10 protein-coding genes are annotated in these 15,741 nt (G+C 72.1%); 8 read left to right on the forward strand and 2 right to left on the reverse strand.

From position 1 onward, the window contains the following. The first annotated feature begins 116 nt into the window (after window positions 1-116). Window positions 117-809, forward strand: coding sequence for a GH12 family glycosyl hydrolase domain-containing protein (locus ACVDFE_RS22775; protein ID WP_360389519.1), 693 nt, complete (start codon window positions 117-119; stop codon window positions 807-809). A 67-nt stretch (window positions 810-876) separates the two neighbouring features. On the opposite strand, the gene ACVDFE_RS22780 is transcribed toward ACVDFE_RS22775, so the two are convergent. Then, window positions 877-1,863 (reverse strand): acetylxylan esterase, encoded by a 987-nt coding sequence (locus ACVDFE_RS22780; RefSeq protein ID WP_458431762.1) that lies wholly within the window; start codon window positions 1,861-1,863, stop codon window positions 877-879. A 126-nt stretch (window positions 1,864-1,989) separates the two neighbouring features. After that, entirely contained in the window at window positions 1,990-4,809 is a 2,820-nt protein-coding gene (locus ACVDFE_RS22785; protein ID WP_458431763.1) for a glycoside hydrolase family 3 C-terminal domain-containing protein, read from the reverse strand. Between the two features lie 176 nt (window positions 4,810-4,985). On the opposite strand from ACVDFE_RS22785, the gene ACVDFE_RS22790 reads away from it, so the two are divergent. The 7 genes from ACVDFE_RS22790 (at window position 4,986) to ACVDFE_RS22820 (ending at window position 15,741) form a co-directional block, all read left to right on the forward strand. Next, a complete protein-coding gene (locus tag ACVDFE_RS22790; protein WP_458431764.1) occupies window positions 4,986-6,665 on the forward strand; it encodes a hypothetical protein in 1,680 nt (559 codons plus the stop codon). Continuing rightward, entirely contained in the window at window positions 6,662-7,609 is a 948-nt protein-coding gene (locus ACVDFE_RS22795; protein WP_458431765.1) for an ABC transporter permease, read from the forward strand. The genes ACVDFE_RS22790 and ACVDFE_RS22795 overlap by 4 nt, the downstream gene beginning before the upstream one ends. Next, on the forward strand, window positions 7,606-8,583 hold the full coding sequence (locus ACVDFE_RS22800) for a carbohydrate ABC transporter permease (protein ID WP_360389506.1): 978 nt from the start codon (window positions 7,606-7,608) through the stop codon (window positions 8,581-8,583). Before ACVDFE_RS22795 ends, ACVDFE_RS22800 begins: the two co-directional genes overlap by 4 nt. A 6-nt stretch (window positions 8,584-8,589) precedes the next feature. Further along, window positions 8,590-9,618: a LacI family DNA-binding transcriptional regulator gene (locus ACVDFE_RS22805; RefSeq protein WP_458431766.1), complete on the forward strand. Its 1,029-nt coding sequence runs from the start codon at window positions 8,590-8,592 to the stop codon at window positions 9,616-9,618. Window positions 9,619-9,680: 62 nt separating this feature from the next. Further along, window positions 9,681-11,720: a glycoside hydrolase family 31 protein gene (locus tag ACVDFE_RS22810; protein ID WP_458431767.1), complete on the forward strand. Its 2,040-nt coding sequence runs from the start codon at window positions 9,681-9,683 to the stop codon at window positions 11,718-11,720. Then, entirely contained in the window at window positions 11,717-13,705 is a 1,989-nt protein-coding gene (locus ACVDFE_RS22815) for a beta-galactosidase (RefSeq protein WP_458431768.1), read from the forward strand. Before ACVDFE_RS22810 ends, ACVDFE_RS22815 begins: the two co-directional genes overlap by 4 nt. Continuing rightward, window positions 13,702-15,741: an alpha-galactosidase gene (locus ACVDFE_RS22820; RefSeq protein WP_458431769.1), complete on the forward strand. Its 2,040-nt coding sequence runs from the start codon at window positions 13,702-13,704 to the stop codon at window positions 15,739-15,741. The genes ACVDFE_RS22815 and ACVDFE_RS22820 overlap by 4 nt, the downstream gene beginning before the upstream one ends.

Raw genomic sequence — 15,741 nt, forward strand, 5'->3', positions numbered from 1 at the left:
ATGCGTCGAACGATTTCGCGCGGTTGTATTCGAGCTGTTCGATGTTAGCTTCGTGGTGAACCGCTTCGACGCCGGCGGTGCGGATTCCGTTCAACGCAGCACGGAAGGAATCGGACATGTACGGGAAAGCGCGTTATCTGGTTCTCGCGGTCGTCGCCGCTTTGACGGTGTCGCTGGGCGCCGGCACCGCACTCGCCGCGACCTGGAGCTCGACCGACCGGTGGGGCACCTGGTCGAACGGCGGGTACACGGTCCGCAACAACGTGTGGGGCAACGGGTACGGCCCGCAGACCGTCTGGGCCAACTCCTACAGCAACTGGGGCGTGTGGTCGAACCAGCCCAACACCGGTGGCGTGAAGTCGTACCCGCACTCGGAGAAGATGGTGAACCGCAGGCTCAGCTCGCTGGGCAGCCTGCGCAGCAGCTTCAACGTCAGCTACCCGAACGCCGGCTCGTACACCACCGCGTACGACATCTGGGCGAACAACAACGCCTACGAGATCATGCTGTGGATGAACAAGGTCGGCAACGTCGGCCCGATCGGCTCGTGGCAGGCCTCGGCCACCGTGGGCGGTCACAGCTGGAACGTCTACCGCGGTTCCAACGGCCACAACGAGGTGTTCTCGTTCGTCCGCACGTCCAACACCGGTGCCGGGACCGTGGACGTCAAGGCGGTCATGGACTGGATCCGCGGCCGCGGCTGGTTCGGTGACGTGACGGTGGGTGCCGTGCAGTTCGGCTACGAGATCACCTCGTCCAGCGGTGGCCTCAACTTCGCCACCAACAGCTACTCGGTGTCCGTGGGCTGACCGCCCGGAAACGCGTGGCCCACCGGTGTTCCCGGTGGGCCACGCGGAGTTCGTGCGGAGAACGGGCTCACCCGGCGTCGGGCACCAGCCCGCGCTCGTGCAGCCACTCCAGCTGGACCGCGGCGTTGGAGCCGTACCCGCCGCCGTGGTCGGCGAACTGCCACACCGTCATCGTCTTGTCCGCACCGGCGTAGCGGTTGAACGCCGCGTACACGGTGGACGGTGGGCAGACCGGGTCCATCAGCGCGACGCTGAACAACGCGGGCGCGGTGGCGCGCCGGGCGAAGTGGGCACCGTCGAAGTAGGACAGCGTCGCGAACGCCGGGTCGACGCGGTGCCGGCTGTGCAGGCGCAGGTACTCGGCCACCTCCGGGTACGGGCCGTCGGCGGTGATGTCCACCGCGCGCCGGAAGTGGCACAGGAACGGCACGTCCGGCAGCGCCGCCGCCACCCGGTCGCCCAGCAGCCCGGCCACCGCGATCGTCAGCCCACCGCCCTGGCTGCCGCCCGCGACGACCACCCGGCCGGGGTCCACCCCCGGCAGCTGCGGCAGCGCGTCCACGGCGCGGGCGCAGTCGGTCATCAGCCGCCGGTAGTAGTGGTCGTCGGGGGAGTCGATGCCGCGGGTCAGGAAACCCTTGACCCACTGAGTTCCGCCGCTCGCGTGGCGGTCAGGGGTGTCGTGGCCCTGGCCGCGGCTGTCCACGACGAGCTGGGCGCAGCCGGCGGCGGAGAACAGCAGGTGGTCGGTGGGCACGCCGCGCCCGCAGCTGTAGCCGAGGTAGGTGACGACGACGGGCAGCGGGCCGTCGGCGCCGCGCGGCAGCAGCAGCCAGGCCGCGACCGGGTCGCCGTTCCAGCCGGGGAAGCGGACGTCGTAGGCCTCGACGGTGCGCAGCCGGTACCGGTCGGTCACGCGCTCCGCGGTCACCGCGCCGTCGTGCGAACGCGCCTCGGTCAGCGTGCGCTCCCAGAACGCGTCGAAGTCCGGTGGCGCCGGCAGGTCCGGGTGGTACGCGGTGAGCTCGTCGAGCGAGAGGTCCGTCAGCGGCATCGCAGCTCCTCACAGGGGAAGGTGGTGGCCCGTCCCCGCCGAGCGACGGGCCACCGGTCCCGGCCAGGCCGCACGGCCTGGAGAAAGGTGGTGGCCCGCCTCCGCCGGTTCGGCGGGCCACCGGTCTCAGGCGGATCCGAAGCGGAACGCGGTCAGCCGGAACGAACCGCGCAGCGTCACCCGCAGATCCTGGACTCCGGTCACGGGTGCGGACAACGCCGCCGACACCGTCGTCCACCGGTAGCGGTCACCGGTGGAGGGCACGGGGAGCTCCGCGAGCAGGTCCTCGCCGGTCCAGAACGCGACACGGGCGTCCGGTTCGTCGTTCTCCGCCGCGACCTCCGCCTCGACGCGGACAGCGCCGGAGAGGTCGGTGGAGCGGAACCACAGCGTCGCCGCACCGGCCGCGGGCGTGACCGCGTCACCGTCCACACGGGTGGCGTCCACGAGGGTGGCGCTGTCGTAGTCGTCGAAGTCCACGGCGAGCACCCGCCGGTCGACACCGGCACGCGGTGCGGGAGCCGGGCCGGCCACCGCGAGCGGGGCGGTGAGCACGACGTCCTCGGCCGACCGGGCGACGAGCAGCTCGTAGCAGCCGGGGTCGGTGGTGAACGCACCGGTCGCGACGTCCCAGTGGGCCAGCCGGTCGGTGGACAGCCGGAACGCCAGCACGCGGCTTTCCCCCGGCGCCAGCACGACCTTGCGGAAGTCGGCGAGCCGCAGCCGCGGTGCCTCGTAGCGCGCGTCGAGCGCGCGGACGTAGAGCTGCACGACCTCGCTGCCGGTCCGGTCGCCGGTGTTGGCGAGCGTCACCGAGACGTCGACCGCGCTGTCTGCGGTCAGCGTGTCCGCGGACAGGAACAGGTCGCGGTGCTCGAACCGGGTGTAGGACAGGCCGTGGCCGAACGGGTACAGCGGCGCTGCCCGGTGGTACTGGTAGGTCCAGCCCGCCTTGACGACGTCGTAGTCGAGCGGGTGCGGCAGCTCGTCGTCGCCGCGGTACCAGGTCTGCGGCAAGCGCCCGGCGGGCTCGGCCTCGCCCAGCAGCACGGCGGCGACCGCGCGGCCTGTCTCCTGCCCGCCGTGGGACGTCCACACCACGGCGGGCAGGTGCTCGTCGGCCCAGTCGAGGGCGTAGGGGTAGCTGCTCATCACGACCAGCGCGGTGTCCCTGCGGACCCCGGCGACGCGGCGCAGCAGCGCTTCCTGCGACTCCGGCAGCGCGATGCCCGCGCGGTCCTGGGTCTCGCGGCCACCGATCAGCGGCTGGTTGCCCAGCACCACCACGGCGACGTCCGCCGACAACGCCGCCGCGACCGCGTCCGCGGTGCCGTCGCGCAGCACCTCGCGTTCCCAGCGCTCGGCGGTCTCCGCAGACTCCGCGGTGACGGTGACGTGGCCGTCAACCGGGTCGACGACGGCGTATCGGCCCGTGAGCACGCTCTGCAGCAGCACCGGACCATCGGCGGGCACGAGGCGGAACGTCTCGCTGACGTCCCAGCTCTTGATCTGCTCCTGGTCCGCGGCCAGCGTCCCGTCCTCGCGCCGGAGGCTCAGGTAGCGCCGGGTCTCCGCGGACCGCAGGGTCAGCACGCCGTCGCCCCAGTCGAGGATGTCGAACGCGGTCTTGCCGAGCAGGTCGCCGGTGGTGCGCGAGCGCAGCGCGACCCGGTCGGCGCCGTTCGCGACGACCACCTCGCCGCCGTAGGTCCCCAGCACCGCCGAGAACCCGTCCGCCACCGTGACCTGGTACGGGAACGTGCCGCTGTACCAGTCCTCGCACAGCGTGTCGGCGAACGGCCCGATGACGGCGACCCGCGGTGAGGCGGCCGCGTCGATGGGCAGCAACCCGGTGTTGCGCAACAACACCACCGACTCCGTCGCCGACCGCAGCGCCAGCGCGCGGTGCTCGGGGCAGTCGACCACCTCGGGCCCGATCGCGGAGTACGGGTCGAGCTCCGGGTCGAACTCGCCCAGGCGGAAGCGGAGCTCCAGCTGCCTGCGCACCGCCCGGTCCACATCGGACTGGTCGATCAGCCCGCGCCGCAGCGCCTCGCGCAACCGGCCGACCGGGACCGCGCTGTCCTGCCCGTGGTCGGTGAAGCTGTCGATGCCCGCCTTCAGCGCGGCGGCGTGGGACTCGGCGTGGTCGTCGAAGTAGTGCTCGGGGTCGACCAGGTTGGACGGTGCCTCGGCGTCGCTCACCACGAACAGCTCACGGCCGGTCGGCTCCGCCCAGCGGCGCAGCTCGGTGCCCAGCAGCGGGCTGACGTGGCACGGGCGGCCGTTGACCAGGTTGTAGCCGGCCATCGCGCCGGTGGCGGCACCGGAGGCGACCACCGGCCGGAACGCCGCCAGGTCGTACTCCTGCAGCACCCGCGGGCGCAGGCCGGACGAGGTGGTGCAGCGGTCGTCCTCGTTGTTGTAGGCCAGGAAGTGCTTGAGCACGGGGGCCGTGCGCAGGAACCGGTGGTGGTCGCCCGCGAGACCGCGGCAGAACGCCGTCCCGAGCCGCGCGGTGTGCAGCGGGTCCTCGGAGTAGCCCTCCTCGTTGCGGCCCCAGCGCGGGTCGCGCAGCAGGTTCAGCACCGGCGCCCACGCCTGGAGGCTGTTCGTGCCGGTGCCGACCGCGGTCGGGCGGTGGTAGTGGAACGCCCGCAGCTCCACCGCGGTGGCCTCGGCGACGTGGTGCACCAGCTCCTCGTCCCACGTCGCACCCAGCCCCACGGCCTGCGGGAACACCGTGGCCTGCCCCAGCCAGGCGACGCCGTGCAACGCCTCCGTCCCGGTGCGGAACGCGGCCAGGCCGAGCCGGGGTACGGCCGGCGAGTACTGGTGCAGCATCGCGAGCCGCTCGTCGGGCGTGAGGCGCCCGAGCAGGTCGTCGATGCGCTTGCGCGTCGGGAGCGACGGGTCGCGGAAAGGCAGCCGATCGACGGCGGACACAGCCTCGGAAACCACGTGGTGACCCCTCCGGGTTGGCGCGTGCAGTGAAGCGTTTCGACGGTGGCACGCTTAGGTTTCTGCTGTCAACGGTCTTGTCTCGTGCGATCTGCGTCACTACTGTGCCGGGCATCTGTTTAAGCGCTTCGACACTTCGACGACGAAGGATCGGATCCGTCATGGGCATCGAGTTGAACCGCAGGAACTTCCTGAGCGCCGCCGTCTCCGCGGCCGGTCTCGTCGCGGTGGGGCCGCTGCTGTCGGCCTGCGGGGGCAGCGCGGCGCAGCGCGCGGGGGTGAACTCCGGGGCCGGGCTCCAGGCCGCGTTGCCCGCCCACGTGCCGAACACGGCGATCAAGCCGGACATCCCGTCCGTGGCGGGCGGTCCCGACGTGCTCACGAAGCCCGGGTTCCTCGGCTACCCGGCCGACCGGGTCGCGACCGTGCCCGGTGTGCCCGGCGCGGGTGGCCGGTACGCGGCGGTGACACCGCTGTGGGGCACCATCCCGCCCGCGGACAACTCCTTCTACCAGGCCATGAACAAGGCACTGGGCGTCGAGCTGCAGATGAAGCCCGCCGACGGCAACACCTACAACACCATCGTCTCCACGATGACCGCGGCGAAGAAGCTGCCGGACTGGATCCAGCTGCCCGCGTGGTGGAACGCGAACTTCAACACCGGCGGCCTGGCCGGCAGCCAGCTCGCCGACCTCACCCCGTACCTGGCCGGCGACAAGGTGAAGAAGTACCCGAACCTGGCCGCCATCCCCACCGCGGCCTGGCGGGCCGGCGCGTGGGGCGACAAGCTCTACGGCATTCCGTGCGTGTCCTCGGGGTTCGAGATCGCGGGCACCACGTACTACCGGCGTGACGTGCTGGAGGCCAAGGGCATCACCGCGGACCAGGTCAAGTCCGCCGACGACCTGATGAACCTCGGCAAGGAGCTGACCGACGCGAAAGGCGGTGTCTGGGCGTTCGGCGACGTCTGGACCTACCTCTTCACCACCTTCGGCGCACCGCTGAAGTGGAAGGTGGACGGCGGCAAGCTCGTCCACAAGTACGAGACCGAGGAGTTCTTCGCCGCCCTCGACTGGCACCACCGCCTCGCGACCGCGGGCTACGTGCACCCGGACTCGCTGGCCGGCGACTCCGCGGGCACCACCCGGTTCTACGCGGGCAAGGCGCTGATCACCGGCGACGGCATGGGCGCGTGGAACCTCGCCGACCACCAGTCCGGCCGGGCCGCGAACCCGAACTACCGGCGCGGCGCGTTCAACGTCATCGCCGCCGACGGCACGAGCAAGCCGCGCGTCGACATGGGCCCGTCCACCAGCATCCTCAGCTACCTCAACGCCTCACTGAAGCCGGAGCAGGTCGAGGAGCTGCTGGCCGTCGCGAACTACCTGGCCGCACCGTTCGGCTCCGCCGAGTACACGATGGTCAACTTCGGCGTCGAGGGGACCCACTTCACGACGGTCGACGGCGTGCCGACGCCCACGGAGGCGGGCAAGAAGGAGGTCCAGGCGCTGACCTACCCGTTCCTGGCCTCGTCGCCGGCCGTGGTCAGCAACCCCACCGGCGACAGCGTCACCAGGGACCACACCGCCTGGCAGAACGCGAACGTGCAGACGCTCGCCAAGCCGGTGTTCTGGAGCATGAACGTCAGCATGCCGCAGGCGCAGGCCACCGCGGAGGCCGCGCAGGCCGTCGAGGACACCGTCAAGGACTGCTACCGCGGCAAGAAGAAGGTGCAGGACGTCAGGGACGCCGTCGCGACCTGGAAGACCAGCGGCGGCGGTGACCGGCTGATCGCGTGGATGGACGAGAACGTCCTGCAGAAGCACGGCACGGGGCAGTGACCACGCTCGGGGCGCGCCGCCGCGGCCGGCCGGCACGGCTGGGCTGGCGGGCCAGGTTGCTGCGGGACCGTTCGCTGGTCCTGATGACGCTGCCCGCTGTCCTGCTGTTGCTGGTGTTCAACTACGTGCCGCTGTTCGGCGTCGTCACCGCGTTCCAGGAGTACGACCCGCTCTCCGGTGTCTCCGGCAGCCCGTGGGTGGGCTTCTACCAGTTCGAACGGCTCTTCGCCGACCCGTTGTTCTGGGGCGCGGTGCGCAACACGCTCTACCTCAGCTTCGTGCAGCTGGTCCTGTTCTTCCCGGTGCCGATCGCGCTGGCGCTGCTGCTGAACTCCGTGCTGAGCGAACGGGTCCGCAACTTCATCCAGTCCGTGGTCTACCTGCCGCACTTCTTCTCGTGGGTGCTGGCGATCACGATCTTCCAGCAGATGCTCGGCGGCGCCGGCGTGCTCAACCAGTTCCTGCGCGGCAACGACCTGGCGACCTGGGACGTGATGACGAACCCGGACACCTTCGCGTTGCTCGTCACCGCGCAGGTGGTCTGGAAGGAGGCGGGCTGGGGCATCATCGTGTTCCTGGCCGCCCTCGCCGCGATCAACACCGACCTCTACGAGGCGGCCGCCGCCGACGGTGCCGGGCGGTGGCGGCGGCTGTGGCACATCACGCTGCCCGGCCTGCGCGGCGTGATCGTGCTGATGCTGGTGCTGCGCCTGGGCAACGCGCTGACCGTCGGGTTCGAGCAGTTCCTGATCCAGCGGTACGCGGTCGGCCACGACACGGCCGACGTGCTGGACACCTTCTCGTTCTACTTCGGCATCGCCACCAACGACTACAGCTACGGCGCGGCGGCGGGGTTGTTCAAGAGCGTGATCTCGCTGCTGCTCATCTGGGGTGCGAACAAGCTGGCGCACGCCTTCGGCGAAGACGGGTTGTACCGGAGATGACACTCGCGATCGAACGCACCGGCGGCGACACGGCCGCGGAACCCCTCGCACCGCAACCGGTCCGCAAGCGGCGCAGGAACGAGCGCCCGGTCTGGGAGGAGCCGCCGACCGTCGCGGGCGAGACGGCCAAGGGCATCACGCTGGGCGGGGTGCTGCTGGTCATGCTGGTCCCGCTGTGGATCGTCGTGCTCACCAGCCTGTCCACCCAGGGCGCGGTCAACCGGGCCGGTGGCCTGGTGATCTGGCCGGACGGCCTGACCCTGGAGACCTACCGGGTGATGCTCAGCGACGTGACGGTGCGCAACGCACTGGTGGTCAGCCTCGGCATCACGCTGGTCGGCACGGCCGTGTCGATGGTGGTGTCGGTGCTGTGCGCCTACGGGCTGTCCCGGTCGCGGTCGTTCGGGCACCGGTTCCTGCTGTCGCTGCTGATCGTCACGATGTTCGTCAACGGCGGCCTGATCCCGACGTTCCTCGTCGTCACCGGCCTCGGCGGGTACGGGCAGCTGTGGTCGCTGGTCCTGCCGAGCGCGGTGTCGGTGTTCAACATCCTGATCCTGCGGGCGTTCTACTCCAGCACCTCGGCCGACCTGATCGAGGCCGCGCGCATCGACGGCGCGGGGGAGTGGCGGATCCTGTGGTCCATCGTGCTGCCGACCTCGCGGGCGGTGACCGCGGTGATGGCGTTGTTCTACGGCGTCGGTTACTGGAACTCGTTCTTCAACGTGATGCTGTACATGCCGACGGACAGCGAGAAGTGGCCGTTGCAGTACGTGCTCTACACCTACGTCAGCCGCGGTAACGGGATGCCCGGCTCGGTCAACAACGGCTTCGGTGACGCGCTGTCGCAGACCGCGCCGCTGTCGCTGCAGATGGCCGTGGTCGTGCTGACGCTCGTGCCGTTGCTCGTCGTCTACCCGTTCGTGCAGAAGCACTTCCGCACGGGTGTCCTGACCGGTGCTATCAAGGGCTGAGAACTCATGGTGACCATTGCCGACGTGGCCAGGCACGCGGGCGTGTCGTCCAGCACGGTGAGCTACGTGCTGAGCGGCAAGCGCGCCATCTCCGAGGAGACCCGCAACCGGGTGCGCAGCGCCGTGCAGCAGCTCGGCTACCACCCGCACGCGGGTGCGCGGGCGCTGGCCGCGCGGCGGTCGCACATCATCGCGCTGATGGTGCCGCTGCGCACCGACGTGTACGTGCCGGTGATGATGGAGATCGCGATCGCCGTGACCGTGGCGGCCCGCCAGCACGGCTACGACGTCCTGCTGATCACCAACGACGAGGGCCCGGACGGGGTGCGCCGCATCGGTGCCAGCGGACTGGCCGACGGCGTGATCGTGATGGACGTCGAGATGGACGACGAGCGCATCCCCGTGCTGCGCGGCCAGGGCACCCAGGCCACGCTGATGGGCCTGCCGTCCGACACCCGCGGGCTGTCCTGCGTGGACCACGACTTCGTGGCCGCGGGCGCGCAGTGCGCCGACCACCTCGCGGACCTGGGTCACCGCGAGGTCGCGTTCATCGGCTACGGCTCCGGTGTCTACCACCGCCACGCCGCCTACGCCGAACGCACGCTCGCCGGGTTCCGCAACCGGGCCGAGCAGCGCGGGCTGCGGTTCCTGCACCGCTCCTGCGAGGGCACCTACGAGTCCACGGCCGGGACGCTGGCCCGCATCCTCGCCGACCGCCCGGCGACCACCGGGTTCGTCGTGCAGAACGAGGGCGCGATCGGCCCGCTGCTCACGTTGCTGCGCACCAGCGGCCGCACCGTGCCCGAGGACGCCTCGGTGATCGCGCTGTGCCAGGACCAGCTCGCCGAGCAGTTCGCGCCGCGGCTCACCGCGGTGACCGGGTCGGCGCAGGAGCTCGGCCGGGTCGCCGTCGAGCAGGTGATGCGCCGGCTGACCGCGGTGAACGACGGTGGCCGGCCGGTCGACGACATGGTGCTGCTGACGCCTGCCCTGACGGTCCGCGAGAGCACGGGACCCGCACCGCGCCCGGCCTGACGCGCCGGCGACCGCACGCCCGACCTTCTCCGCCTCACTCACGAACGCGAGGGAGCTCCCGCATGCCCCACCACTTCCGAGACCTCGGCACCGCACTGGAATGGCGGGCCAAGGGCGAGACCGTGCGCGTCGAGGCCTGGGGCCCGGACGCCGTCCGGGTCAGGGCCACCCCGGGCGGCCCGCTGCTGGACGGCCTGCCGGGTGCGCTGCTGGACGCGCCACCGGAGGGCGGCGCGGCCGAGGTCGAGATCACCGAGCACCGGGCCACCCTCGTCAACGGCCGGATCACGGTCAGGGTGGACGCGCACACCGAGGGCCAGCTCACCCCCGAGCTGGGCGCGTCGGCCGGCTCGCTCACGTTCCTGCGCACGGAGGACGGCAGCGAGCTGCTCGCCGAACAGCCCGCCCACTTCTGGTGGCCGGGACCGCGGCTCGCGACCGCGACGGGCAACGGCTACCACCGGCTCGAACAGCGGTTCCGCGCCTACCCCGGCGAACGCCTCTACGGGCTCGGGCAGCACACCCACGGGCTGCTGGACCAGAAGGGCGCCGTCATCGACCTGGTGCAGCGCAACGCCGAGGTCACCATCCCGCTGCTGGTCTCCGACCGCGGCTACGGCCTGCTGTGGAACTCGCCCGCGATCGGCCGCGTGGAGCTGGCCGAGACCGGCACCCGCTGGGTGGCCGACAGCGCCCGCCAGATCGACTACTGGGTCACCGCGGGGCAGCCCGCCGACGTGTTGCGCGCCTACGCCGACGCCACCGGGCACGCGCCCGAGCTGCCCGAGTGGGCGGCCGGGTTCTGGCAGTGCAAGCTGCGCTACCGCGACCAGGACGAGCTGATGGCCGTGGCACGCGAGTACAAGCGGCGCGGGCTGCCGCTGTCGGTGATCGTCTGCGACTTCTTCCACTGGACGCACCTCGGCGAGTGGCGGTTCGACCCCGCAGAGTGGCCCGACCCGGCCGGGATGGTGCGCGAGCTCGGTGAGATGGGCGTCCAGCTCATGGTGTCGGTGTGGCCGTCGGTGAGCCCGGCGAGCGAGACCTACCACCCGATGCTGGACCAGGGGTTGTTCATCGGCACGGAGTTCGGGCCGATGGCGCACGCCGACTGGCCGGACAAGGGGCTCGGGGCCTACTCCGCGCAGGTCGCGTTCTACGACGCCACCAACCCGCGGGCGCGCGAGTACGTGTGGGACCGCATCCGGCAGGGCTACCACGACCTCGGGATCAAGGTGTTCTGGCTGGACGCCGGCGAACCCGAGCTCAAGCCCGGCCACCAGTACAACCTGCGCTACCATGCCGGTCCCGGCCTGGAGGTCGGCAACCTCTACCCGCGCGAGAACGCCCGCACCGTCCACGACGGACTCACAGCGGCCGGGGAGACCGAGGTCATCTCGCTCAACCGGTCGTCGTGGGCGGGCGCGCAACGCTACGGCGCCGCGCTGTGGTCCGGTGACATCGGCACGGACTTCGCCACGCTGCGCGCCCAGATCAAAGCCGGGCTGAACGTGATGCTGTCCGGCATCCCGTGGTGGACCACGGACATCGGCGGGTTCCACGGCGGCGACCCGGACGACCCCGCCTACCGCGAGGTGCTCGTCAGGTGGTTCCAGTACGGCACCTTCTGCCCGTTGTTCCGGCTGCACGGCTTCCGCGGCTCCGAACAGGTGCTGGAACCCGCGATGACCGGTCTGGCCAACGAGGTCTGGTCCTACGGCGAAGAGGCCTACGAGGTCCTCGCCGCGCACCTGCGGCTGCGGGAACGCCTGCGGCCCTACGTGCTGGAGCAGATGCGCACGGCGGCGCGCACCGGTGTCCCGCCGATGCGGCCGGTGTTCCTGGAGTTCCCGGACGACCCGGCGGCGTGGCGGGTCGAGGACGCGTTCCTGCTCGGCCCCGACCTGCTGGTGGCCCCGGTCACCGAGGCGGGTGTGCGGGAACGCGACGTGCACCTGCCCGCGGGCGCGCGGTGGACCGACGCGTGGACCGGCGAGGAGCACGAGGGCGGCCGCACGGTCACCGTCGCGGCGCCGATCGAGCGCATCCCGCTGTTCCTGCGCGACGGCGCGGTGCTGCCGGTGCGCGAGGAGGGCGCATGACGGCACGCCGGCTGACCTACCGGCTCGGCGGGCTCGCGTTCGGCGGCGACTACAACCCCGAGCAGTGGGACGAGCAGGTGTGGAAGGAGGACGACGAGCTGATGCGGCAGGCCGGGGTCAACCTGGCCACGGTCGGCGTGTTCTCCTGGGCGCTGCTGGAGCCGGAGGAGGGCCGCTACGACTTCGGCTGGCTCGACGCGCACCTGGACCGCCTGCACGCAGGCGGTGTGGCGGTCGACCTGGCCACGCCGACCGCCTCGCCGCCGCCGTGGTTCACGCTCGCGCACCCGGACGCACTGCCGGTCACCCAGGACGGCACCCGGCTCGTGCACGGCAGCCGGGACACCTACTGCCTCACCGCGCCCGCCTACCGCGCCGCCGCCCGCCGGATCGCCGCCGCGCTCGCCGAGCGCTACGGCGACCACCCGGCGCTGGCGCTGTGGCACGTGCACAACGAGTACATGACGTTGTGCTGGTGCGAGCACACCGCCGCCGCGTTCCGGGTGTGGCTGCGGGCCCGCCACGGCTCGCTGGAGGCGGTGAACGAGGCGTGGGGGACGGCGTTCTGGAGCCAGCGCTACGGCAGCTGGGAGCAGGTCCTGCCGCCGCGCGCCACCCAGTGGCACCGCAACCCCGGCCACACGCTCGACTTCAGCCGGTTCTTCTCCGACGAGGTGGTCGCGGCCTACACCGAGCAGCGGGACGCTATCCGCGCGCACAGCGACCGGCCGGTGACGACGAACCTGATGATGCCCGCCTACCAGAACGTCGACCTGTGGGCGCTGGGCCGTGAGGTCGACGTGGTGGCGGTCGACCACTACCCGGACCGGCCGGGTCTCGACGCGGCCGCCGACGTGGCGTTCGCCGCGGACCGCGCCCGGTCGTTCGCCGGCGGCGGGCCGTGGCTGCTGATGGAACAGGGCACCAGCACCGTCTACGACCGCGGCCGGGTGCTCGCCAAGGAGCCCGGTGAGGTCCTGCGGCACTCGCTCGGGCACATCGCGCGCGGTTCCGAGGGTGCGCTGTTCTTCCAGTGGCGCCAGTCGAAGGCCGGTGCCGAGCAGTGGCACTCGGCGATGGTCCCGCACGCCGGGCCGGACAGCCGCGTGTTCACCGAGGTGGCCGAGACGGGCAGGGCCGTCGCGCGACTGGCCCCGCTCGCGGGCTCGACCGTCACCGCGCAGGTGGCGGTGCTGCACGACTCCGACGCCTGGTGGGCCCTGAACGCTGACGGCCTGCCCTCGTCCGATCTCGGCTACCACCCGGCGCTGCGGGCCGCCCACCGCGCGGTCTGGGACGCCGGGGTGGTCGCCGACTTCGCACACCCGACGGCCGACCTGGGCCGCTACCGGCTCGTGCTGGCCCCGGCGCTGTACCTGCTGTCCGATGCGGGAGCGGAGAACCTGCGGCGCTACGTCGCCCGCGGCGGCACGCTGCTGGTGCAGCACTTCAGCGGCGTCGTCGACGACCGGGCGCACGCCCGGCTCGGCGGCTACCCGGCCGCACCGCTGCGCGCGGCCCTCGGCATCCGGGTCGAGGAGTACCGGCCGCTGCGGCAGGACGAGCGCATCACCCTCTCCGACGGCTCGCACGGCACGGTGTGGAGCGAGTCGCTGCGCACGCGGGGCGCCGAAGTGGTCGTGGAGTACACCCACGGCGCGCTCGCGGGTTCCCCGGCGCTCACCCGCTACGGCTACGGCGGGGGAGAGGGCTGGTACCTGTCCACCCGCCTCGACGACACCGCTTATCAAGCACTGATCGCCCGGCTGCTGGACGCCACCGGCGTCGGCCCCGTGCTGCCCGGCCTGCCGCCCGGCGTGGAGGCCGTGACCCGCCAGGGCGAGCACGAGCGGTGGCACGTGGTGCTCAACCACACCACCGAACGCGTGCCGCTGCCGGAGACCGCGCACGACCTGCTGACCGGTGGACCGCTGACCGCGCTGGCGCCCGGAGCGTGCGCCGTGCTGAGGGGAGGACGGCCGTGACCACGATCCGCTGGGGCCACACCGCAATCGAGCACGAGCTGCACGTCACCGAGGACGGGGTGCACCACGCCGGCAGCACGTCACCGCTGGTGGAGATCACGACGGCGGACCACGGCCGGACCTGGTCGAGCAGCCGCCTGGTCGACACCGCCATCGGGGCACGGCTGCGGTACCGCGGCCACCGCGCACTGTCCGAAGAGGACTGGCAGGGGGTCGTCGTCGAGCTGCACGACGAGGTGAGCGGCGTGACCGCGGAGGTGTCCCTCCGTTCCCCCGAGGGCATTCCCGTGGTGCGCGGGGAAGTCCTCGTGCGCAACGACGGGACCGCCCCGCTGCGGCTGGAGTCCGTCACCTCCCTCGTGCTGGGCGGTCTCGGCCCGCTGGCCACCGCCGACGTGCTGCGGGCGGAGAACGACTGGCTCGCGGAGTGCCGGTGGCGCCGGCAGCCCGCCCGCCTGACGGTGCCCGACCGCAACGGCAGGCATCCCGACTACCGCCACAAGGGAGCGGAGGTCGTCGCCGGGCGGGGTGTCTGGTCCAGCTGCGGCCACCTGCCGATGGGCGGCGTCACCGACCGGGCGACGGGCCGCTCGTGGGTGTGGCAGGTCGAGCACAACGGCGGAGGGTGGCGGTGGGAGCTCGGTGAGCAGGACGGCAGCGGCTACGTCGCGCTGTCCGGGCCCGCCGACCTCGACCACGGCTGGAACCGGGTGCTGGCACCGGGTGAGGAGTTCCGCACCGTGCCCGTCGCGCTCGCGTTCAGCGCCGGCGGTGGGCCGGACGACGCGTTCGCCGCGCTGACCCGCTACCGCCGCGTCACCCGGCGGCCGCACACCGACCACGACGACCTGCCGATCATCTTCAACGACTACATGAACTGCCTGATGGGCGACCCGACCACGGCGAAGCTGCTGCCGCTGGTCGACGCCGCCGCCGACGCCGGTGCGGAGTACTTCGTCATCGACGCGGGCTGGTACGCCGAGATCGGCGAGAGCTGGTGGGACGGCGTCGGTGCGTGGCAGCCGTCCCGCACCCGGTTCCCCGGCGGGCTGGGCGAGGTGCTCGACCGAATCCGCGACCGCGGCATGGTGCCAGGGCTGTGGCTGGAACCGGAGGTCATCGGGGTGCGCAGCCCGCTCGCGCGGTCGTTGCCGGACGAGGCGTTCTTCCGCCGCTCGGGCACGCGGGTCGGCGACTGCGGGCGCCACCACCTCGACCTGCGCCACCCGGCCGCCCGCGCCCACCTCGACGAGGTGGTGGACCGGCTGGTCGGCGAGTGGGGCGTCGGCTACCTCAAGCTGGACCACAACGTCGACCCCGGCTCCGGCACGAGCGCGGAGGAGGGGGAGAGTCCCGCGGACGGCCTGCTCGGCCACAACCGGGCGCACCTCGACTGGCTCGACGGCGTCCTCGACCGCCACCCGCACCTGGTGCTGGAGAACTGCGCCTCCGGCGGCATGCGGATCGACCACGCGCTGCTGTCGCGGCTGCAGCTGCAGTCCACGAGCGACCAGCAGAACCACGACCGCTACGCACCGATCGCGGCCTCCGCGCCGACCGCGATCACCCCGGAGCAGAGCGCCGTCTGGGCCTACCCGCAACCGGAGGACTCGCTCGACGAGGTCGCCTTCGGCCTGACGAGCGCACTGCTCGGCCGCATCCACCTCTCGGGCAAGCTCGCCGACCTCGCCCCGCCGGCACGAGCGCTCGTCCACGAAGCACTGGCCGTGTACAAGGCGATCCGCGCCGACCTGCCGCGGGCGGTGCCGTCCTGGCCGCTCGGCCTGCCCGGCTGGGAGGACCCGTGGCTCGCGCTCGCGCTGAGCACACCGTCCGCCACCTACCTGGCCGTCTGGCGGCGCGGCGGCGCGGACACCGTGACGCTGCCGTTCCCCGGACTGTCCGATGTGGACGTGGAGCGGCTCTACCCCGCTGACAGCGCCGCGGAGGTGCGGTGGTCGCCCGGTGAGCTCTCCCTGACGCTGCCCGCCGCCCCCTCCGCGGTCCTCCACCGCCTCACCCCACGGGGAGCGTGA

The sequence above is a fragment of the Lentzea chajnantorensis genome, from assembly GCF_054300775.1.